Origin of the sequence: Bradyrhizobium sp. C-145, assembly GCF_023375135.1 — a bacterium.
Classification (GTDB): Bacteria; Pseudomonadota; Alphaproteobacteria; order Rhizobiales; family Xanthobacteraceae; genus Bradyrhizobium; species Bradyrhizobium zhanjiangense.
In genome coordinates this window covers 6825340-6845468 of the sequence record NZ_CP088150.1, presented here as the reverse complement: position 1 = coordinate 6845468, position 20129 = coordinate 6825340, and the positions used below count along the sequence as shown (strand labels likewise).

The following is a 20129-nucleotide window of genomic DNA, read 5'->3' as shown; positions in this document are numbered from 1 at the left end:
CGCTCACGTCCTGGCCGTCAACCGTAGTGCATGGCACGCGGCGACGCCTGCCGCCCGCAGCGCGATGTCGGTCTGGGCGTTGCTTTGCGCTGAAATCGAGGTCCCCAGCTCCGCGCGAAAGATTTCTTGATGCCATCGTCGAGCTGAGCCTCGAACTCCCGCGCCTGCACGGCCATCTCAGCCTTGATCTCCCTTTGGGCAACGCCATCAGCAAGACCCTTAAATATGCGATAGCCATTGATTGCCTTGATCTGGCAGGTCGATCGCAGCGTCACAAGTTCGCGCTCGCATTGGCCCCGGCCACGGTCCCGGCGAAAAGCCAGTTGCTCCGCACGACGCAGAACGCTCGGATTGCGTTCTCGGCGCTATTGTGGTCCAGGCCGCGCCGTCCTGGGTGTAGCGCGTGAGCTTGCAACCTGCGATGACAGGTACTGCAGCGCCTTGCCCCGCATTGGGCCAGCTGCAAGCCTTCAATCTCGGCCAGCATTGGCGCGCTGTGCTCGCTGCGGTGCCGACCGCGACGAACTCGCCAGAGGTCAAGGGGCTCCTATCCATCAGCGAGTTAAATGCGATCGAACAGGCGATCCGCAGCAACTCACTCGATGAGCCATGTCGAATCTGGCAGCTGCACGCCGCACCAAAGCTTGCAGCGCTGTGGCAATGGCTGCAGGAGACTCTCTCGGTGGTCTCACTAATGTTGGCGTTGGCAAAGACGATCCTGTACTCGCCCAGTTGATGGACTGCACTGACTTGCTTTGCCGAGGGGGCCGCATCGAGATCGACAACTCCCCGACCGAGCGAGGCGCCACTGACAGGAAGACGTGGCGGGGCGTGATGACGTCTTGTTTGGCCAAACGAAGAGCGCTCGTAGTCATAGCATGATAAGACGTAGGATGCGAGGATCGGCGATCCTTTGCACCACCATCCGCAACAGCCACCCGCGTAGCACGCGGACGGTGGCGGTTTCCGGCAAACTCCTCGCGCTAACCAGAAAAGTAGCGATCGAGATTTGTTCTGTCCGGAAGGCGCCTAGCCCATTTTCCAACCGTGCGCCGACAAAAGCCTACGAGCGTGCCATGGACCGAGAAGTGATCGCTCGATAGAAGCTTCTTCAGCTTGGGCTGCGCCAGCACCGCCGTTAGGAACTTGGCCGCGATGTCGCCTTCCAGCAGCCGGTCGCGGTTCTTCGAGAACACCGAATGATCCCAGGCTGCGTCGTCGACGCCGATTCCGACGAACCAGCGGAACAGCAGGCCGTATTCCAACCGCTCCATCAGAAGCCGCTCGGAGCGGATCGAATAAAACGCCTGCAACAGCATCGCATGCAGCAGCATCTCTGGCGGGATCGATGGTCGCCCAATCGGCGGATAGAGCGCGGCAAACTCGCGCCCCAGCACCGCCAGGGCCCCGTTCACGATTGTCTGGATCGCCCGCAGCGGATGATTACGCCGCACCCGCGCCTCCAGGTCAACGTAGCTAAACAGCTCGCCCTTCGATTGTCGCCTCATAGGAGCCAATGAATCATGATCGCCGGAAAACTGCGAGCGTCTTTTTTCAATAGCCTGCTCTGGGAACCTGCTCTGGGTGTACCGAGAGAGAACGTTCTCAGAGCATGGCCTATCTCGCAACCTAGTATCGGCGGAGGAAAGCGCTGCCAGGCACGTTTTATCTAGCAGGGGATACACAGGATCGTATCGAGCATGAGATAAACCAAGAGGCAGCGCGGAAATTGGCAGCAACGAAGCGCTAAAGGAAATGAAGGACAAGGTCGTGGTGATTACCGGCGCACAAGCGGGACCACAGCTATAGCAGATCACCTCCATTAAATGACATCGCCTCGCCTGAAAGACAAAATCTGCGTCGTCACCGGCGGTGCGCAAGGCATCGGCCTTGCGACCGCGCTGCGATCGTCGCCGTCTGAGATCTGCCCCACGCCGGCGTGGATGAAACTGCGCGGCAGTGCCGCGAAGCGGGTGCCGAGGTGCAGGGCTGGCTCGTCTTTGCGCGCAGGCTGTGAGCGCTCCCATAGTCGAACGGGCCGCGGTGTGATCCTAAACGCCAGCTCGGTTTTGGGACTGTACGGCAACTACAAGATGCGGCTAGCATTACAGTTGCAGTTTTCTCTTGAGATGGGCTTTACCGCGCGTTGGGCCTGATGAGCCCTGCGCCAGGACGATCATGTGAGGATGTGGGCGTGCGGGGTGCGCCGCTGGGTTACCTTCATGGCGATGCGCCGGATTTCGTGGATCGACCAGCGGATCAAAGGCGAAGCTTCGGTCGAGGCCGCGGTCGCGGTTTTTTGAGCGATGGCCGATGTTGGCCCGATGACGGATGACGGCCACTTGGCGAAGGCAAGCATGACGAGTGAGACATGGCGATGCCAGCCATGCCAGGAGCGGGTTTCGTTGTGATCAAGGCCGAGCTCGTTCTTAGCAGTTTCGAAACTGTCTCGATGGCCCAGCGATGGCCTTCCACCGACACCAGCTTCTGGATGGACGTACCCTTGGGGCACCAGGTGGAGAAAGAAGGCCAAGCTGCCGTCGGCGATATTGCGGCGGACCAGAAGACCCCGCGTTCATTCCCGGCAAGCTCGTAGTTGTATTCACTGTCTTCGAGATCGGCCAATTCGAGATAGGCCCAGTCGTGCCAGGGCGGACCTTTGGTCCCTCCGCCGGACGACAGGCGGCGCCAGGCCTTGTTGGGAAGGTTTTGCGCGATCGTGGCGGCGGTGCCGGCTGCTGTTTGCCCCAGGACCGGAACACATGATTGGGAGCAACACCCGGAACATAACCTTTGGCCTTGGCCGCCTTGCGCAGCAGAGTTTTGATCTCTCCGGTGCCATACACGCTGTCCGCCGCCACGAACGAGAACGGCACCTTTGCGACGATCGCGCGAGTGATCATTTTGACGCGCGATCTTGGGCTTCGTCGCAAAGCCCACATCGCTCGGTACATGCGCTGCCTTCAGGCGAGCGGGGTCGTCCGTCCATTCCTTTGGCAGGTAGAGCGCCCGGTCGATGAAGGCATGGTCATGCCGCGACACATAGCAGCCGAACACTCCGATCTGGCAATAGGTAATCTTGCCCGCCGAGCCAGTGTACTGGCGTGCGGCCTCGCACGAGGCCTTGCCCTGTTTCAAAAAGCCGGTCTCATCGATAGCCGGGACCGCGTCCTCATCATCAAGCGTTTTCAGCGCATACTCACGCACAATGTCGCGCAGCGCGTCGGCATCCCACTGCCCCCGGCCCAGGATCACCTGCTGGCGCCACGGGCCTGGATCGCCGGCCGCTTCCGCCCGTATCCAACCCGTTTTGCGCAGCTCGTTGCCCAACCGTCCGTCGAGAAACTGCCCCGCCGCGGCCGCCACCCGCTCCTGCGTAAAAGCGGACGGATGCGTTGCTTGCCATCTCGCAACGACGAAGCCAACAGCGTCAGCGTATCTTTAAACTACCCGCCACCAATCATCAGATCCCGAATCATGATCGCACATGGAGTCAGAAACCTTCAACAACATGCAACTGTAATGCTAGTGGAACGTGGCCTCATCTGTGGACGTCCCGCGAGATGCAAGCGGTTTTTCAGAGGGTTCGGCTCGTGGTCGGATGCTGCCATCTGTCCGGCCTCTGATGCAGCGGGCCGGAAAAACCAGTTGGACTCATCGTGCCTGGAGCACGCGCTAAGCTATGCGGGATTTTGGGTGACGAGGTGATCAGACGGCGTGGTTTGTCGGCACTTGGATGACCTCGATGCCGTCGTTGAATCTGACACCCGCGATAACCTTCGGCAACTGATTTGTGCCTTTGAGCCGCCGCCAGGTCTTCGATGCGGCGATGACGAGCTTGAACACCATCAGCTTGGGTGGTCGGCGACAACGAACCCTTGGTGCGCACCGTCCGGTGCCGCACGGTGGCGAACACGCTCTCGATGGGATTGCTGGTGCGCAGGTGATCCCAATGCTCGGCAGGAAAGTCGTAGAAGGCCAGCAGCGCATCGCGATCCTTCAGACATTCGACCGCGCGACCGTATTTGGCGCGGTATTTCTCGGCAAAGACGCCGATCGCCGCTTCGGCGGACGCCCGGTTCGGCGCCCAATAGACCTCGCGCAAATCCTTCTTCATGGTGGCCTGCACCGAGAGCGGGACCTTGTCCAGGACATTCACGGTCTTGTGTACCCAGCATCGCTGGTGCCGCGTGCCGGGAAAGACCTCGTCGAGCGCCTTCCAGAAGCCGAGCGCGCCGTCGCCGACGGCAATTTCCGGCGCGATCTGCAACCCGCGCTGCTTGACGTCGATCAGGAGCTCGCGCCAGCTCTGCGCGCTCTCCCGCACGCCGACCTAAAAGCCGATCAGTTCCTTCTTGCCTTCCGGCGTCGCGCCGATCAGCACCAGCATGCACTCGCCGTGGTCTTCCATGCGGGCCTGCAGGAAGACGCCATCGGCCCACACGTACACGTATCGGCGCGCCGACAGATCGCGCCTCTGCCAGCGCTCGTACTCGCCTTGCCACTCCGCCGTCAGCCGGGAAATCACCGCGGGCGACAGGTTCGGCGCGTCCTTGCCCAGCAAGGCCGTCAGCGCCTCCTGGAAATCGCCGGTCGAGATGCCGCGCAGGTACAGCACCGGCAACGGCGCATCCAGACTTCTGGTCCGCCGTGCCCACAACGACAGGATCGCCGAGCTGAACCGGATCCGCTCGCCCTCGCTGGACGCCCCGCGGTCGCGAACCTTCGCCCGCGCCACCTCGACCGGGCCGATGCCGGTCTGGATCATTCGCGCCGGGCCGCAACCATGCCGCGCGACACGGGCGCGTCCGTCGGCAAGCTTCAAATCCTTCACCGTGGCAAGAAAGGTCTCGACTTCCACCTCGACAGCCTGTGCCAGAAGCTGCCGCGCACCGGCGCGCAGGACATTGGTCAGTGGATCATCGATCTCGTCGGGCTGACGAAGCGGCACAATGTTGCTAGTCTCGTTCATGGCGTATCGCTCTCCTTGAGAGGTTCTGGCAGGCTCGACACCCGCCTCGATACGCCGCCTATCTCAGTCCGTCATCCCCCACTTTCCCGCATAGCTCTGATTTACTCGCAGAGCTTCACATTCGGCGGCCTTAACGGATGAGGCCTTCACGCCTCTTTCCTTGATGACAGGAGATAAATCAAATGCTTCCAAAGGACTGGAAGAAAAGTCGAAAAATGTACAGCGGGAAGATCGATGAGATCATCTACGCGCGACTTGAGCCGGGTGAGGACCTTCTTCAAGCCCTCTGGGACATCTGCGAACAGAAGGATGTCAAGACCGGAATCCTTCTGGATGCGACCGGCTCGATGCAAAGGGTCAAGGTGATGCGATATCCGCATGAGCCGGTAAAAGGCGCGCGGGGCATTGACTACGTCGACATCCAGGGGCCGCTTGAGGTAAGCGCACGGCATCATCGGGATGGGGTGGGTGCCCGACAAGGCGCTGAAACCGGAGCCGGTGCACTTACGGGGCGGCGCCACTGGCTTCGGTGCCGGAGGCTTCGTGGGACACGGGGATCCCTACTTCCACGTTCATATCACGGTGTCGAGCTCCTCGCAGACGGTTTGCGGGCACCTTATGGAGGGCTCACCGATTGACGAAATAGTCTACAACGGGCGGAACGATCTTCCCTCGCACTTCTCGGTCGCGATCGCAAAAGTTTCGGGAGTCATCTTGAGGGCAACCGTCGAGGAAAACGCCTATTACCACGACATCGTCCCAGCATAGCATGTGCGCCACAGTCAGGAGGTACGCACCGCCACCGGGGGAGGCTCCTAAGGCATGTCCATGACGATGACTGAGAAGCTTCTCGCAAGAGCTTCCGGAAAAGACGCGGTCTCGGTCGGCGATGTGGTGACGGCAAAGATTGATGTCATCTCGATCAGCGACGGATTTCGTGACGATTGGCTGATCGAGAACAATCTCAAGGCATGGGATCCAGAGCGGGTAGTCTTCTCGTTCGATCATTTCACCGCTCGATCGACGGGGGCGGTCTTGAAATGGTGGGGCGATGTGGAGCAATCGAGGGAGTTTGCACACAAGCTAGGTGTACCCAGCGAGAACGTCTACGACGTCGGTAGGCATGGCCTGTCGCACCAGGTACCGACCGAGGAGGGGTGGGTTCTGCCGGGCTCGTTCTATCTGGCTGGGTCAACGATGGGGACGCTGAATTGCTTCGCCATGACAGGAATCTTCTCGACGTGGCCGGCATTGGCGACAGGTGAGATGTGGATAGTCGTGCCGGAATCCGTCCGGATCAATCTGACGGGAGAGATACCCAAAGGGATTCTCGGAAAGGAGATCTACTTCCGCTTGCTTCAAGACCCTCAGGGTCGGGCTGACAACCGTGTGATCAAGTTTGGTGGGCCGGGGTTGCAGTTTGACGTGCGCATGGGCGTGGCGAACGGCTCGAACCACATCGACTACCTGACCTCGGTGTTCGAGCCGGACCAGAAGCTTCTCGACTAGTTGAAGCCCAGAGCAAGGGAACCCTTCGAGGCGGTGACCACGGCCGGGATGCCAGGTAGGTTGTCGTCCGTTAAGAACTCGATTTCAGCGGTGAGCGGTCGCTCGTGGCTGCGAGGAGGGTGGTCAGGATCAGGCGCCAAAAAGCTCTCAGCCAGGCGAGGAGGCGGCGGAAGTTGTGGCCGACGGCCGAGAGGATGACGTTGGCCGCATCGCCAGCGCGGCCTTTGAGGTAGCAGCGGCCGAGGTGACCATCGGTCTTCAGGTGTCCGATGATGGGTTCGATGGCGGAGCGGCGGCGCAGCTCGCGCTTGATGACCCCAAAGACGCCGCGCTTCTGGCCGGAGATGAAGATGCGGCGGGATTTTGTGCGTCGTGGCCGCGGTATCCCTTGTCGACGTAGGCCCGCTCGATCGCGCAGCCGGTGAGTGTGACCGTCATATGGGTTATCGGGTAGCGCCCTGGCGTGCAGCACGAACAGGCCACCGGGAGCACGGCGGTTGTTGGTGACGATGGAGGCTTTGACACCGATCTATGGACCACGCCCGCGTTGCAAGAGGAATCGACAAGGGGATGTAGCGGTCTGCGCCAATCTATCCGGCTTCGATTTGAGGCTCTCGCCTCGAGCCATTATGGATATCCGCCCACTTCTGTCCTCAATAACTCGCCGGCCTCAAGAAGGGCCATGGCGTCGAACCAGGCTTCAGAGTGTCGGTGCAACCGTTTCTCCATTCGTCCTTTCCGTCTCGCAAACCTCGGCGGGATATTGAGCCCTTCCGGTTGGGTCGTGGATCTTCTTCCTTCCCGGCCGTGTCTTACTCGGTGTGGCCTATGAAGTTGGCGTCGTAATCACGGCCCTTTGCGAGCATGCTCCAGACCAGGCGCGCGAGTTTTGCGGCCAGGGCGACAACCAGTACATTCGAGTGGAGCCGCTTGGATGCTGCTTCCAACCAGGCTCCGAAGCCATGCCTGGGCCAACTCTGTCGCCTTAGAAGTACGGCTCTGGCCCCTTGAATGAACAGCGTTCGCAGGTACCGGTTGCCACGCCTCGATATGCGGCCGAAAATGGTTCGATCGCGAGTCGAGATTTATTTCGGTACGAGGCCAAGCCATGCCGCAAAGTCGCGACCCTTATGGAAGGCATCACCAGTTCCGATCGTGGCGATCATCGCACTTGAGATGATTGGTCCGACACCCGGCGCATTCATCAGGCGGCGACAGTGTGCGTCTTGATCAGCGAGTTCGTCAATTTCCTTTGTGATCGATGCGACTCGCCGTTCGAGAAAGCGCCAGTCCTCGGCCAAGTCCTGAATGAGCCGAACCACTCGAGGCGACAGGTTATCCGAGAGCATCGAGAGAATCTGTGGAAGTGCCAATCGGAGTGCTGCCGCTCCCTTCCGAACTGCCAGCCCTCGCTCAAGCAAAAAACCTCGGATTTGATTGATGACCGCGGTTCTCTGCGTCACCAATCGACTGCGAACTCTGTGCAGCGCCTGCAAGTCAAGTTGCTCGGCCGATTTCAACGAGACGAAGCGCATGGTCGGGCGTTGCGCCGCCTCTGCGATGGCTTCGGCATCACGGAAGTCATTTTTGTGGCCCTTGAGGTATGGCTACACATACTGTGCCGGCAAGAGCCGTACTTGATGGCCTAATTTCTCGAGCTTGCGACCGAGGTGGTGTGCTCCTGCACAGGCCTCCATTCCGATCAGGCAGGGCTGAACATTAGCCAGCGACTGCTCAAGCTGATTTCTCGATCGCTTCTTGCGTAGGATGATTGCACCCGTGGCATCGAACCCCACCACATGGAATGTGTTCTTGCCTAGATCGATGCCGATCGTGACAATGTTCGTATGGGACATGGTACGCGCTCCTTCTCTTGCCGGGGTTCTATGTTGCCGCTGAGAGCGGGCGTGGTTCATGCGTAAGGCGCGGCTGCCTTGCCCTTGCCGATGCACTCCACCTCCGGGGCGTGGAAGGAATAAAGCTTCCAGCCACGCTGACGCTGCTGTTGCGAGCGGATCTGCGAAGCCCGTATAGCGCGACAATCTGGGTGGGATCATCTAAAGGCTTTGTCGCAGCTCGAGGCGGCGCGTCAAAGGTGAGAATGTTTGGCTGTTGCGGCCGCGCTGGGCATCCCCACCGTCAAGATCAACGGTGTGGGCGCGAATCCCACGAGGCCGAGCCGCTTGGTGGGCGTACGGGAACAAGAGAAGCTATTGGATGGCTTCGACCGGACGGTTGGCCTTCACGTCGCTCCGGATCTTCCGGCCGGCACCTTCGGCGCGCGCGAAGGCGCGGTGACTAAGTCCGCTGATGGGTTCAAGCTCACCATTGCGGGCAAGATGGCGCATGGCGCGGCGCCGTTTAAGGGGTCGACGCGATCGCTATCGCAGCTACCTTCGTCAACGAGGTCCAGAAGGTGGTTTCGCGCGAAGTGCCAGGCGACGACGGTGCTGTTGTCACCGTTGGTGTCATCCGTGAGGGCGAAGCGGCAAACATAATCTGCCCGTCGGTCGTCATGGAGGGCACGATCAGGACCCGCAGCCCTGTCCGTCGGGCGTTACTCATCCAGCGCGTGCGCGAAATTGCGCAAGGCGCTGCCTCAATGCACCGCGGTCAAGGTGGATTGATCATCCGCGCCGGTGAGCCGCCGGTGATGAACGATCCCGAAATGGTAAATCGTTTCCGTCAACTCGTGCACGCGGCCGTCGGGCACGAAGCCTTCAGCGACGAGAAGCAGCGCGGAGACGGCAGCGACGACTTCGGATTCTACTCGGCATGCGTGCCATCCATCTATTTTTGGTTCGGCAGCCGAGCTCCCGGCAACGATTCACATCTGCATACGCCGACCTTCGGCGTGTCCGATGACCTTCTCATTCCGACCACGGAGCTTGCGGTTGGGTACATCCTCGATCTCTTGAGGTCCTGAGAGCTGTCGAGCAGTAATCGTGCCCCGGCTTTCCGGGACCGAAGGACTGCCTGCCTCGTTGGCTACATTAAACGTTATAGCGGCCCGAGTGGGGAGTTTGTTCTCATTCTGCGGCGTGTGGTGGCTTTGAAGCCGGCGGCCACGACCAGTGCGTTCGATGACGCGGGGTAGAGGCGGTCCGCTTAAGTTACGACGAAAAAGCGGATTGCGCGGTTTGACCATCGGCCCGTGTTCCTGCGGCTACCTGAAGTCGATTGTCCAAGACCTCTTCACGGGCAGTATGCACCATCGTGAAGAGCTTCACTCGTTTTCAAGTGTCTATGCTACGCGCTGCCCGCCAGCGTGAACTCGGTCGCGCGCTGTACAGATGCGGTTGCGACATCGTACGAAACGTACGGATCTGAGGTCGCAACAACACTACTGCAGAGCGGCCGTATGGATTTGTCCGTTACGTACGGAGTTTTTGCGCCGATAGGAGGCGCAATCTGTCAACGTAAGTGGGCGAGCGGCGGGATAATCCGCACCGCGACGTCTACTGGTACAAGCTACTGGTTGATGTTCGACGATGGCCCTGCAGGTCGAGAATGTTTGCGGGCGGAGGCGAAGGTGATCGGCTCTTCAGCAGTCGGTACCTTACAGGCTAGACAATTTGGAGGACTTTTATGAAGATGGTGAAGAGCCTTTTGCTCGGTTCGGCGGCGGGACTGATTGCTGCAGGCGGAGCGCAGGGAGCCGATCTGCCCGTTAAGGCCAAAGCGATCGAATACGTGAAGATCTGCTCGCTGTATGGAGCTGGATTCTACTATATCCCTGGCACCGACACATGCATCAAGCTGGGTGGTTATCTGCGCGCCGATACTCTGCTAGCCACAAGCTCTGACTTTAGCGCTGCCACCGGAGGTGTGGCTGGTGCCCAGAACCGGTTGAGCAATTACTACACGACCCGGGCCCGTCAAGATTTGCAAATTGATACGCGCACTGCGACCGAATACGGCGTGGTCCGGACGTTCGCCGAGCTCGCGTTCACTTGGACCAGCGGCACTTATAGTGGTGCAGGGACGACCGCTGTAAATGGCGCGACGGCCTACACGTCCTCGGTCGGTTCTGCGGTCGCCGGTGGAGCGCTTGGTGTCTACTACGCCTTCATCCAATTCGCCGGGTTCACCTTTGGTAAGGCGGAGTCCCAGTTTAGAACCCCCTGGGCAGAATATCCCGCAAACAATATCGAGTTGCCGGGAAGCGCCGGATGGGACCCTGTAAATCAGGTCACCTATACCGCGGATTTTGGTCAGGGCATCACGGCTTCTTTCTCTGCCCAAGATGAGGTCGCAAACTACACGACCAACCTCTGGAACGTGAGTGGCGCGACCGCAGCAGGAATTGCGACCGGTTCGTATGGTGCCAACGATATCGGCGGTTCGCGAGCGCCAGACCTCGTGGCGAGGGTCCGTGTTGACCAAGCTTGGGGACTCTTCCAAGCGTCGTTCGCCGCGCACGACAACCATGCGGCCTACTATGGCGCGTCCGAAGTCACCAGCCATCCAGGAGACAAATGGGGCTGGGCTGGACAGTTGGCCTTGTCGATCAAAAATATCCCGACCGGTGCGGGTGACACGATCAATCTGACCGGCGTATATACGAACGGCGCGAGCGCGTACAACTTCCACGACTATCTGCCCGCAACCTACGCTATGTACGGCGGTACCGGCCTCGCCGGTGCTTATCAAAGTCTCGGGTTTGGTGGTGTGTCGGACTCAGTGTTCGTCACGGGCGCTGGACAGGAGCTGACCACCACCTACGGATTCAACGGCGGCTATACCCACAATTGGGATCCATACTGGAACACGTCGATCTTCGGCGCGTGGGCTGCCGTCCGCTATAACAACACGGCCAAGGGCTACATCTGCGGCGCGGTCGTCGCAACTGTCGCTCTCTCGAGCGGTCTTGCCGGTTGCAATCCCGACTTCAACTACGCGGTTGTCGGCACGAAGACGTCCTGGACTCCGGTCAGAAACCTGACCTTCACGGGCGAACTCGCGTATATGATGCTCGATCAAAAATATGCAAGCGGAAGCACTGTGACCCTCCCACTGCAATCGGGGGTCGCAAAGCCTCCTGCTGCCTACGAGCTGAAGGACCAGAACAGCCTCGTGCTGCTGCTCCGCGCTCAGCGCAACTTCTAAAGTCTATTCAAACTAACGAAGGAGAAAACGCGACTTCATAGATGTAAAGCTAGCCTCCAAGGAAGGCCTCTGGCATGCCCGCCGGAGGCCTTTTGACTTGAGCGGAGCTTGTTGTTCGGACGAAGCCGTCTCAGCCACGGAGCCGCTGCTCGATTGAAGAACGCACGTCATAACTGTGCCTCGCCGCGCTAGAAGCATCACGCGGGTGAGAGCGGTGTCCGATCGAGGCGTTAACGCAATTCGGATGCAGGTCCATTTTTCCAATTGGTCTGGTTTGGCGAGGATAGACTTTTGCAACGCAATCCAGATATGGAGGCGCTGCAAGCAGCGCTGCTGGCGAGCCGCAGAGGCCATCGCGCGAGCCGTTCCCGGAGCATCTGCCTCAAGAGCGGGTGGTAGTCCCGGGACAGTGTTTTATTACTCACGCGATCGCGCCGGTGAGCATCTCATCTGGCCCGCTACAGCGGCATCTTCCACGCCGATGCCTATGGTGGTTACGGGAAGCTTTACGACCCGTTCCGCAACGCAGGTCCCATCCTGGAAGTCGCGTGCTGGGTCAATGCCAGACGGCCGTTCTTTGTCATGGCTGATCTGGCGCAGAATGCGCACCCCAAGGTGCAGGGCAAAAGCCTGCGGTGATCTCGCCCCTGGCGCTGGAAGCAGTCCGCCGGATCGATGCCTTGTTCGAGCCGTCCGCGCCAGGAGCTGAGCACGCTTCTGGTCGTCCATCTGGAGATCTGGATGCGAAGCGACGTGCCAAGCTCTCACGGCGCAACGATGTCGCCAAAGCGATGGACTATATGCTCAACTGGAGCGCTTTCACCCGCTTCCTCGATGACGGCCGCATCTGCCTGTCGAACATCGCCGCCGAACGAGGCCTGCGCGGCATCGCCCTGGGGCGGAAGTCGTGGCTGTTCTGTGGCTCCGACCGCGGTGACGACCGTACTGCGATGATGTACAGCCTGATTGTCACCGCCCTATACCGAGCGCGGCATAGGCACGGTTATGCCGCCCGCCGAACTATGCCGAGTCGGGTCGTTTTCCCCAGATTTCTGGCTGACCGGCGTTTGGTCGGTTCGGCATAGTTCGTTCTGTGCCTCCGCTGTCAACAGCGGAGAACAGGAAGATGGAAGTTGAAGAGTACTTGGGCAGAAGCCGGCTGTACCGGCGTCTCAGAAGCGAGCCGCGCGGACGGCTCGTCGAGTGCTACGCCGTTCGTCTCGTCGAAGAGAGGCTCGTTCGGCATGGCGCGTGGCGCTGCCTCAACGTAGTTGGCGGGCTCCTGAGTTGGATCGCGGGCCGTCGCTATAAGCTGATTGATCTCGATGAGCAGGTCGTTGAGCAGTACCTCCGACATCGAGGCGGGAGGTAATCTATACAACCCGGTGACCGGGCAGCGCTCAAGCGATGGTTGTCGATGCTGCGCGAGGAAGGCGCGATCGCGCCGTTGGTGCTACCGCCTCTCACCCCGCACGAACGGATCTTCAAGGAGTTCGATGCCTACCTGCGATCAGAGCGCGGCTTGGCCCCGAGGTCCATCGTACGCCATCTCCCGGTTATAGCGCGACAATCAGGATGAGAGCGGCGCGTCAATCAAGATGAGACGAGGCGGCCGAGTCAGGAGATAATTGACGCTGGCCGCCGGCTTGGCAAGCGTTGATTGACGCTGCGCGACAATCAAGCGGCGCTGCCAGCGTCAATCGCAGTCTTGTCGAGTTCGTTGGGGGTAGTGTGAACAGGCGGCCGGCCTGGACCGCGCTTGCGATCGAGGGCAACTTTTCGACGGTAACTTTCGACGTTCATCTCGAGGATCGTGGCGTGGTGGACCAAACGATCGATGGCAGCCAACGTCATTGCTTGGTCCGGGAAGATACGCCCCCATTCGCCAAATGGCTGATTGGCCGTGATCAGCAGCGAGCGTCGTTCGTAGCGGGCGGCGATCAACTCGAACAGCACACTGGTTTCCGCCTGATCCTTGCTCACATATGTGATGTCGTCGAGGATCAGGAGGTCATAGCGATCGAGTTTGCCGATCGCGGACTCCAGCGCCAGCTCGCGCCGCGCGACCTGCAGCCGTTGCACCAGATCAGTGGTGCGCGCGAAGAGAACGCGCCAACCGTTCTCGACGAGAGCCAGGCCGATCGCCGCGCCGAGATGGGTCTTGCCGCCGCCCGGTGGACCGAACAAGAGCAAATTGGCGCCGGCCTTCAACCAGGCGTCGCCGGCAGCGAGCGCCATCGCCTGTGCCTTTGATAGCATCGGCACGCTCTCGAAGTCGAAGGTGGCGAGCGTCTTGCCGGCGGGCAAACGCGCTTCCACCATGTGTCGCTCGATCCGACGGCGGGTACGATCGGATGCCTCGTGCTCGGCAAGGGCGGCGAGGAAGCGGGCGGCAGGCCACCCTTCCTTGTCCGACTGTGCGGCGAGCTTCGGCCAGATCGCCTTGACGCCCGGCAGGCGGAGCTCATTGAGAAGCAACTCGACACGAGCAGCATCGACGGAGGTGGCGATGCTGGTCATGCTGCCTCTCCCAGATTCGAGCGGCCCGACATGACGCTGACGGAGGCGAGTTCATCGTAGACGTCGAGCGGCGCCAGCTTGACGGCGACGCGCGGGATCGAGGCCGCCTCGGGTCGGAAGCGGTCGCGCAGCGCGGCAAGATCGGGTAACTGTCCGGCGTCCAGATCCATCGCGATCGCCTTGGCGAGCTCGGCTTCGCAGGCTCGCTCGTGGGCCAGCGCTAGAAGTTCGACCGTCACCTTGCAGGCGCGCCGATCGTCACCGTGCTCCCGCAAGGTCTCGAACAGGCGTCTGTAAGCGGCGCGCGGGAAGAGCTGGTCGCGATAGACGAGGTTGAGGAGCGCCATCGGCTTGCGCCGCAGGGCATGGATGACGTGCCGATAATCGACGACATGCCCGCCCTGGCTCTCCGACACAGGCCGACCGCGCCGCAACGTCACAACCGGCGTGACGCCGAGGAAGCATTCGAGCCGGTCGTCGAAGATGCGCACACGCAGGCGATGGCCAATCAGCCTTGAAGGAACGGTGTAGAACACGCGCCGCAGGATGAAGCCGCCTGACGACGTCACCGGGATCACTTTCTCGTCGAAGTCGGTCGTGCGGCCTTTCGGCAGCGGCGCCAATGCCTCCTTCTCGAGCGCGATCGGCTTGGCGAGATTGGCGTTGCGCCGGCCGACAATCTCGTCGACAAAAGCCCGGTAGGCATCGAGACTGGCGAAGTCGCGCGTCCCCCGCAGCAACAGCGCATCTTCCAGTGCGCGCTTGAGATGGCCGTGCGCACTCTCGATCGAGCCGTTCTCGTGTGCAATGCCCGCATTGTTGCGTGTTGGTGCCATGCCATAGTGGCCCATCAGCGCAGCGTAGCGCTGTGTCAGATCCTCACGCGCGTCAGCCGCCAGATTGCGGAACGCCGCCGATAGGCTGTCGCTGCGATGCTCCCGTGGAACGCCGCCAAGCGCCCACAGGGCGTTCTGCAAGCCCTCCGCCAGGGCGACGAAGCTTTCGCCCCCGAGCACGACATGGGCATGCTCGAAGCCGGAGAACGCCAACCGGAAGTGATAGAGCCGGTGATCGAGTGGCTCACCTACGATGGTAATGCCGAGCGCGCTCACGTCGGTGAAGTCGGACAGACCCAGCCGCCCGGGCTCGTGCTCTTGGCGGAAGATCACGTCCTGTTCGGGGCCGTTGAGCGCCCGCCACGCATTGATGCGCCGCTCCAGCGTGCGTCGGATGTTGGGGTTGAGGTCGCGATGCCGCCGGCGCAGTTCGTCCAGCACACCGATCACGCGGATGCCGGGAGCAGCCTTCAGGATCGGAACGATCTCGGCGTCCCAATAGGGCGCGAGTGGATCGGATCGTCGCCGGCCCCTCGGCGCCTTCTTCTGCGATGGCGGGCGCGCATCGCCCTCAATCCGATACGCACTCGCTTTCGAGAACCCCGCCTTGGCCGCGGCCGCTTCGGGGGACAATGTCAGTCGGTAGGTCATGTACAGCCTCATCTGATGGTCGGTGATGTGAAGGCCAGGCAAGGCATCGATTCCCTCTTGTCGAGACGAATCAAAAGCTTGCACCAGCCCCGCCCAGCCGCCAGACGGGTCCAAAAACGCGCGACGCCGATGGGGACGGTCCTCCGGTCGGGCTACGCCCTCCCTTCGGTCCGTCCCCATCGGCGCAGTCTCACCTTGATTGTCGCTGGAGTCTCACCCTGATCGCCGCCGCGCACCCGGTCATCCGCAGGTTTCTGCACGAGGTGTGCTCCGGCGGCGCCGCCGCCCTGTGCAAGATCAACCAAGAGGACGTGATCCGCTACATTGAGCGCCACGCCCGGGATTGGAGCCCGGGAACAGGCAAGGCGATGTGCTGGTCGTTGCGCGCCTTTCTCCGTTACCTCCACCATCGGGGGCTGAACGCGCGCCCGTTGGCGGATTGCGTTCCATCGATGCGGCGATGGAAGCTCGCAACGCTGCCGACCTATCTGCCTGCCGCACAGGTGCGGAAGGCTCTCGACGGTTGCGACCGAAAGACGGTGATGGGACGGCGCGACTACGCCATTCTGTTGTTGCTGGCCAAGCTCGGCCTGCGGGCCGACGAGGTCGCGACGCTCACGCTCGATGATATCGACTGGCGAGCCAGCGAGATACTTGTTCGCGCCAAGGGCCGACAGCGTGCACGGATGCCGATACCGCCAGACGTTGGCGCGGCCATCGTTGCATATCTGCGCAGTGGCCGCCCAAAGTCGTCGTGCCGACGGTTGTTCGTCCGCACACTCGCGCCGCACATCGGGTTTGCTTCCGGATGTGCGATCACCATGATCGCCAAGGCCGCCCTCGATCGCGTTGGAATCGAACGTTGCGCACACCGCGGCGCCCATATCTTCCGACACAGTCTCGCTACCGAGCTTCTCCGATCTGGCGCGACCTTGTCAGAGATCGGACAGTTGCTGCGGCACGAGAACCACGACACTACCCGGATTTACGCGAAGGTCGATATCGATGCGTTGAGAACATTGAGCCTGCCCTGGCCGGGAGGCGTGCAATGACCAATCTGCGCGCCGCACTCGATAAGTACCTGAGCATGCGCAAGGGGTTTGGATACAAGTACGAGCACCAGACCCGCCGGCTCGCCGACTTCGTCGCCTTCATGGAGAAGCGCAAAGCCAGGATCATCACGACGAAGCTGGCCATGGAATGGGCAACGCTGCCGCCCGATCGTCATGCATCCTGGGCGCTGCGATTGAGCGACGTGCGCGGGTTCGCGCGCCATGTCGCCAACTTCGATCCGAGAACGGAGGTGCCGCCCGTCGGCATGCTGCCCGGATGGAAGCGCGCCAAGCCCTATGTCTACAGCGACGCGGAGATCGATGCGTTGCTGACGGCAGCGCTGGCTCTGCCGCCAGAGGGCGGGCTGCGCCGATGGACCTACCATACCCTGTTCGGGCTGATCGCGGTGACGGGCATGCGTATATCCGAGGCGATGGGCCTGGAGCGTGATGACGTCGACCTCGACGCCGGCGTGCTGACGGTCCGGCTGACCAAGTTCGGCAAGTCGCGGCTCGTGCCATTGCATCCGACGACGAGAACCGCGTTGGGCGACTACGCCCACCGGCGCGACGCGATGCTCGGATCACGCTGCGGCTCGACCTTCTTCGTTGCCGAACAGGGAGGCCGCTTGCTGCACCAGTACGTTCATCGCGTCTTCTGGCGATTGTCCCGAGAGATCGGGCTGCGGCGCCCAGGTGATCGTACCGGGCCACGCGTGCACGACTTCCGTCATCGCTTCGCCATCCGGACGCTGCTCGACTGGTATCGCGAAGGCAAGGACATCGAGCAGCAACTCCCAATGCTCTCCACTTACCTCGGCCACGCCTGCGTGCGTGATACCTACTGGTATCTCTCGGCCTGCCCCGAGTTGATGGAAGAAGCGGCGCGGCGTCTCGATCGGCGGTGGGAGGTGACGCCATGAAGCCCGCCTGCAATGTCGCCACGTTGATCGAGCGCTTCTTCACCGAGCGCCTCATGCGCCAGCGCAATGTTAGCGCCAACACGATCGCCTCCTACAGGGACACGTTCCGGTTGCTGTTCATGTTCGCACAGGTGCAGCTGCGGAAGTCCCCATCGGCCCTGACGCTCGCCGATCTGGATGCAACGTTCATCGGCGCGTTCCTCACCGATCTCGAGGTAACGCGCGGCGCCAGTGCGAAGACGCGTAACCTGCGTCTGACGGCCATCCGATCCTTCTTCAGGTTCGTGTCCTTCGAGGAACCGGCACACAGTGCGCTGATCCAGCGGGTGCTCGCCATACCGAGCAAGCGTCACGACAAGCGACAGGTGCACTTCCTGACGCGCCCCGAGATCGAGGCGGTTCTCGCAGCGCCCGATCGAACGACGTGGCTTGGCCGCCGCGATCACACCCTGCTGCTGGTCGCGGCCCAGACAGGCTTACGCCTCTCCGAGCTGACTGGCCTTGACCGGGATGCCGTCCACCTCGGGTCTGGCGCACACGTGCGATGCGTCGGTAAAGGGCGGAAGGAGCGGACCACTCCGCTGACCACACTCGCTCGGTGTGCGCTCCAGGCATGGCTCAAGGAACCGTTACGGAAAGGAGCAACAGCGTTGTTCCCCAACGTGCACGGGGGCCGGCTCAGTGCCGACAGCGTCCAGTCCCTGCTGGGAAAGCATGTTCGTGTCGCTCACAAGAGTTGCCCGTCTTTGAAGGCCAAGAGCGTGTCGCCGCACGTGCTGAGGCACAGCGCTGCGATGGAACTGCTGCAAGCCGGCGTCGACTGTTCTGTGATCGCGCTGTGGCTCGGTCATGAATCGGTCGAGACGACGCAGACGTACCTGCACGCCCACCTCGCCCTCAAGGAAGCTGCCCTGGCGAAGCTTAAGCCGTACGAGCGCGGCAAGCGAACCCGCTTCCAGCCAAACGACCGCCTGCTCGCCTTTCTGGAGGCGCTCTGAACGACCAGACTATGCCGAATGGAATGGGGCAACCGTGCACGCGATCGACTGTGCCAGCGTGACAACGACGTGCCATACCGGACTCGTTCGGCATAGTTCGGCGGGCGGCATAAACCGCCAAAATGAACGACGTGGATCCACAAACTCAACTCGCAGACGTCACTCGCAGACGTCCTGGCACGCATCGCTGCGCATCCTGTCCAACGGCTCGACTAACTTCTGCCCTGGAATTGGCGCGACCGAAATAAGCATGTCAACCAAGCAGCCTGAGTGACCGCTACACGGCCCTCACCGGGCCTCACCGGATGTTGACCGATCGTCATTAGGGGCGCCGCTTCATCGCTTCTTATCATCGGAAACCACGTGGATGAACCAGGCCGAGACCGGCACCACTGAATTCGGCAAGTGCTCGAGCGGCTTTTCCGTGGGCGGACACGCTGACTCGGTTGCCAGCCGAATCACCAAGCGGCGACCGCGGGTCACATTTTACAGCGTCTTCAAAGATGCGGAGTATCTGTCAAAAAACTGGATCAGAATCGGGGCAACTGAAGAACAAGAATTGTCGCGTGGTAGTGACTAGTCGAAATGCGAAATTGAAAGTGCGGTTGCAGCATACGCGCCGGATATGAGTTTGTAACAACTGCATGCCTTTTGCTCCAGGCAGCGACGCTCTCCAATTTGTATCACGCCCCTTGTTTTACGAATTAGATGTTGTTCTTCAAAGCGGTTTAGTGTCTCGGTTACTCCAGCGCGGCGCAGGCCTAAGACGGAAGAGAGATATTCATGGGTGACTGGAAGCACATTAGCGTCGACAGCATCGCTCGCCAAACAGATCCAGGATGCAAGCCGCTTTTCGCGATCATGTCGAACGCCGCATAACCCTGTCTGAGCGCAATGTAAGCTCAGCGCTTGAACGTACCGAAGTAGGTGTTCTCGGATCTCAGGGCGCTTGCCCATCAGGCGATACAAATCATCGACGCGGATCCTGTGCGCGCGTCCCGGAAACAGTACAACCGCTTGATAAGTCGAAACGTGTCCCCCTAATAACGCGGTAGCTCCGACCACCCCCTGACTACCTATTATAGCGGTCTCAAGGATGCATCCCGCTGCAACAATCCTCAACGAGATTAGACCCGATTCTAGGAAATAGACGTGAGCAAGATGCCTTTTAGGCTCTTGCAGAAGCATACGCGCGTTCATTACGACCGGTTCCAAGAACTCCCCCATCGCCGCGAGGTCTTGCAACGAAAGCGCCGCCAGGATCGCGTTCTTGACAAAAAACCGCGTATCCGAACGCGGGGCATTGAAGCGATGGCTCGTGATCTGCGGGCCGCCAGCCCGCACAAAAGTAGAATCTGCGGAGCTGTCAAACATATCCAAGGTGCCGGATACGTCATTGGTCATAATGCCCCCATCTACTGGTGGTCACCCCGTCGACTTTCACGAACTATTGAAGTGGAATCATAACAATGCGTTCGTTCTGATTAATGCGAAAGTAGGTCCCTCCACGACTAAATCCCGCGCGGTGTGCGTTCTTTTGACGGCTTTCGGCAGATGCT

The 20129-nt window shown here is 60.8% G+C and carries 16 protein-coding genes and 7 pseudogenes; 11 read left to right on the top strand and 12 right to left on the bottom strand.

All coding sequences use genetic code 11. From position 1 onward, the window contains the following. Positions 1 to 17: 17 nt before the first annotated feature. Complete coding sequence (locus LRP30_RS32245) at positions 18 to 275, bottom strand: hypothetical protein (protein ID WP_249757400.1); 258 nt, start codon at positions 273 to 275, stop codon at positions 18 to 20. Continuing rightward, a pseudogene (locus LRP30_RS32240) lies at positions 275 to 391 on the bottom strand (transposase); the annotation flags it as partial. The gene LRP30_RS32245 and the pseudogene LRP30_RS32240, both read right to left, overlap by 1 nt. Positions 392 to 421: 30 nt before the next feature. Here LRP30_RS32240 and LRP30_RS32235 point away from each other — a divergent pair. After that, positions 422 to 736, top strand: a complete 315-nt coding sequence (locus tag LRP30_RS32235) for a hypothetical protein (RefSeq protein ID WP_249761990.1) — start codon at positions 422 to 424, stop codon at positions 734 to 736. Between the two features lie 331 nt (positions 737 to 1067). Here LRP30_RS32235 and LRP30_RS32230 read toward each other — a convergent pair. The 3 genes and pseudogenes from LRP30_RS32230 to LRP30_RS32220 form a co-directional block, all read right to left on the bottom strand. Beyond that, positions 1068 to 1508: pseudogene (locus LRP30_RS32230) on the bottom strand (transposase); the annotation flags it as partial. Positions 1509 to 2259: 751 nt separating this feature from the next. Next, positions 2260 to 3366: an IS701 family transposase gene (locus LRP30_RS32225; RefSeq protein ID WP_249757399.1), complete on the bottom strand. Its 1107-nt coding sequence runs from the start codon at positions 3364 to 3366 to the stop codon at positions 2260 to 2262. A gap of 342 nt (positions 3367 to 3708) precedes the next feature. Further along, positions 3709 to 4972 (bottom strand): annotated as a pseudogene (locus LRP30_RS32220) (IS256 family transposase). 468 nt (positions 4973 to 5440) lie between these two features. On the opposite strand from LRP30_RS32220, the gene LRP30_RS32215 reads away from it, so the two are divergent. Continuing rightward, positions 5441 to 5740, top strand: coding sequence for a hypothetical protein (locus tag LRP30_RS32215; RefSeq protein WP_249757398.1), 300 nt, complete (start codon positions 5441 to 5443; stop codon positions 5738 to 5740). 54 nt (positions 5741 to 5794) lie between these two features. After that, the gene (locus tag LRP30_RS32210) at positions 5795 to 6481 is read left to right on the top strand and encodes an aconitase family protein (protein ID WP_249757397.1); all 687 of its coding nucleotides are present in this window, start codon (positions 5795 to 5797) and stop codon (positions 6479 to 6481) included. A 70-nt stretch (positions 6482 to 6551) separates the two neighbouring features. On the opposite strand, the pseudogene LRP30_RS32205 reads toward LRP30_RS32210, so the two are convergent. The 3 genes and pseudogenes from LRP30_RS32205 to LRP30_RS32195 all read right to left on the bottom strand — a co-directional run. Continuing rightward, positions 6552 to 7007: pseudogene (locus tag LRP30_RS32205) on the bottom strand (IS5/IS1182 family transposase); the annotation flags it as partial. Positions 7008 to 7293: 286 nt separating this feature from the next. Continuing rightward, positions 7294 to 8337, bottom strand: a pseudogene (locus tag LRP30_RS32200) (IS110 family transposase). A 354-nt stretch (positions 8338 to 8691) separates the two neighbouring features. Next, entirely contained in the window at positions 8692 to 8829 is a 138-nt protein-coding gene (locus LRP30_RS32195) for a hypothetical protein (RefSeq protein WP_249757396.1), read from the bottom strand. Between the two features lie 68 nt (positions 8830 to 8897). Here LRP30_RS32195 and LRP30_RS32190 point away from each other — a divergent pair, with 68 nt between their 5' ends. The 3 genes and pseudogenes from LRP30_RS32190 to LRP30_RS32180 form a co-directional block, all read left to right on the top strand. Next, positions 8898 to 9407: a M20/M25/M40 family metallo-hydrolase gene (locus LRP30_RS32190; protein ID WP_249757395.1), complete on the top strand. Its 510-nt coding sequence runs from the start codon at positions 8898 to 8900 to the stop codon at positions 9405 to 9407. 662 nt (positions 9408 to 10069) lie between these two features. Continuing rightward, a complete protein-coding gene (locus LRP30_RS32185) occupies positions 10070 to 11590 on the top strand; it encodes a porin (RefSeq protein WP_249757394.1) in 1521 nt (506 codons plus the stop codon). A 409-nt stretch (positions 11591 to 11999) separates the two neighbouring features. Continuing rightward, positions 12000 to 12567, top strand: a pseudogene (locus LRP30_RS32180) (transposase); the annotation flags it as partial. 128 nt (positions 12568 to 12695) lie between these two features. Here the strand turns inward: LRP30_RS32180 and LRP30_RS32175 are convergent. From LRP30_RS32175 to istA, 3 genes are all read right to left on the bottom strand, one after another. Beyond that, on the bottom strand, positions 12696 to 12947 hold the full coding sequence (locus LRP30_RS32175) for a hypothetical protein (protein ID WP_249757393.1): 252 nt from the start codon (positions 12945 to 12947) through the stop codon (positions 12696 to 12698). Positions 12948 to 13267: 320 nt separating this feature from the next. After that, a complete protein-coding gene (gene istB / locus LRP30_RS32170) occupies positions 13268 to 14110 on the bottom strand; it encodes an IS21-like element helper ATPase IstB (protein ID WP_249756397.1) in 843 nt (280 codons plus the stop codon). Beyond that, a complete protein-coding gene (istA, locus tag LRP30_RS32165; RefSeq protein WP_249761693.1) occupies positions 14107 to 15609 on the bottom strand; it encodes an IS21 family transposase in 1503 nt (500 codons plus the stop codon). Before istA ends, istB begins: the two co-directional genes overlap by 4 nt. A gap of 530 nt (positions 15610 to 16139) precedes the next feature. Between istA and LRP30_RS32160 the strand changes: the two genes are divergently transcribed. The 5 genes and pseudogenes from LRP30_RS32160 to LRP30_RS32140 all read left to right on the top strand — a co-directional run bounded on the left by LRP30_RS32160 (position 16140) and on the right by LRP30_RS32140 (position 19150). Then, positions 16140 to 16649: a tyrosine-type recombinase/integrase gene (locus LRP30_RS32160; RefSeq protein ID WP_249757392.1), complete on the top strand. Its 510-nt coding sequence runs from the start codon at positions 16140 to 16142 to the stop codon at positions 16647 to 16649. Then, a complete protein-coding gene (locus tag LRP30_RS32155; RefSeq protein ID WP_249757391.1) occupies positions 16646 to 17572 on the top strand; it encodes a tyrosine-type recombinase/integrase in 927 nt (308 codons plus the stop codon). The genes LRP30_RS32160 and LRP30_RS32155 overlap by 4 nt, the downstream gene beginning before the upstream one ends. Further along, on the top strand, positions 17569 to 18570 hold the full coding sequence (locus LRP30_RS32150) for a tyrosine-type recombinase/integrase (protein ID WP_249757390.1): 1002 nt from the start codon (positions 17569 to 17571) through the stop codon (positions 18568 to 18570). The genes LRP30_RS32155 and LRP30_RS32150 overlap by 4 nt, the downstream gene beginning before the upstream one ends. A 113-nt stretch (positions 18571 to 18683) precedes the next feature. Continuing rightward, positions 18684 to 18786: pseudogene (locus LRP30_RS32145) on the top strand (transposase domain-containing protein); the annotation flags it as partial. 151 nt (positions 18787 to 18937) lie between these two features. Then, the gene (locus tag LRP30_RS32140; protein WP_249757389.1) at positions 18938 to 19150 is read left to right on the top strand and encodes a hypothetical protein; all 213 of its coding nucleotides are present in this window, start codon (positions 18938 to 18940) and stop codon (positions 19148 to 19150) included. On the opposite strand, the gene LRP30_RS32135 is transcribed toward LRP30_RS32140, so the two are convergent. Then, positions 19147 to 19974, bottom strand: a complete 828-nt coding sequence (locus tag LRP30_RS32135; protein WP_249757388.1) for a Crp/Fnr family transcriptional regulator — start codon at positions 19972 to 19974, stop codon at positions 19147 to 19149. The genes LRP30_RS32140 and LRP30_RS32135 overlap by 4 nt on opposite strands. Positions 19975 to 20129 lie beyond the last annotated feature (155 nt).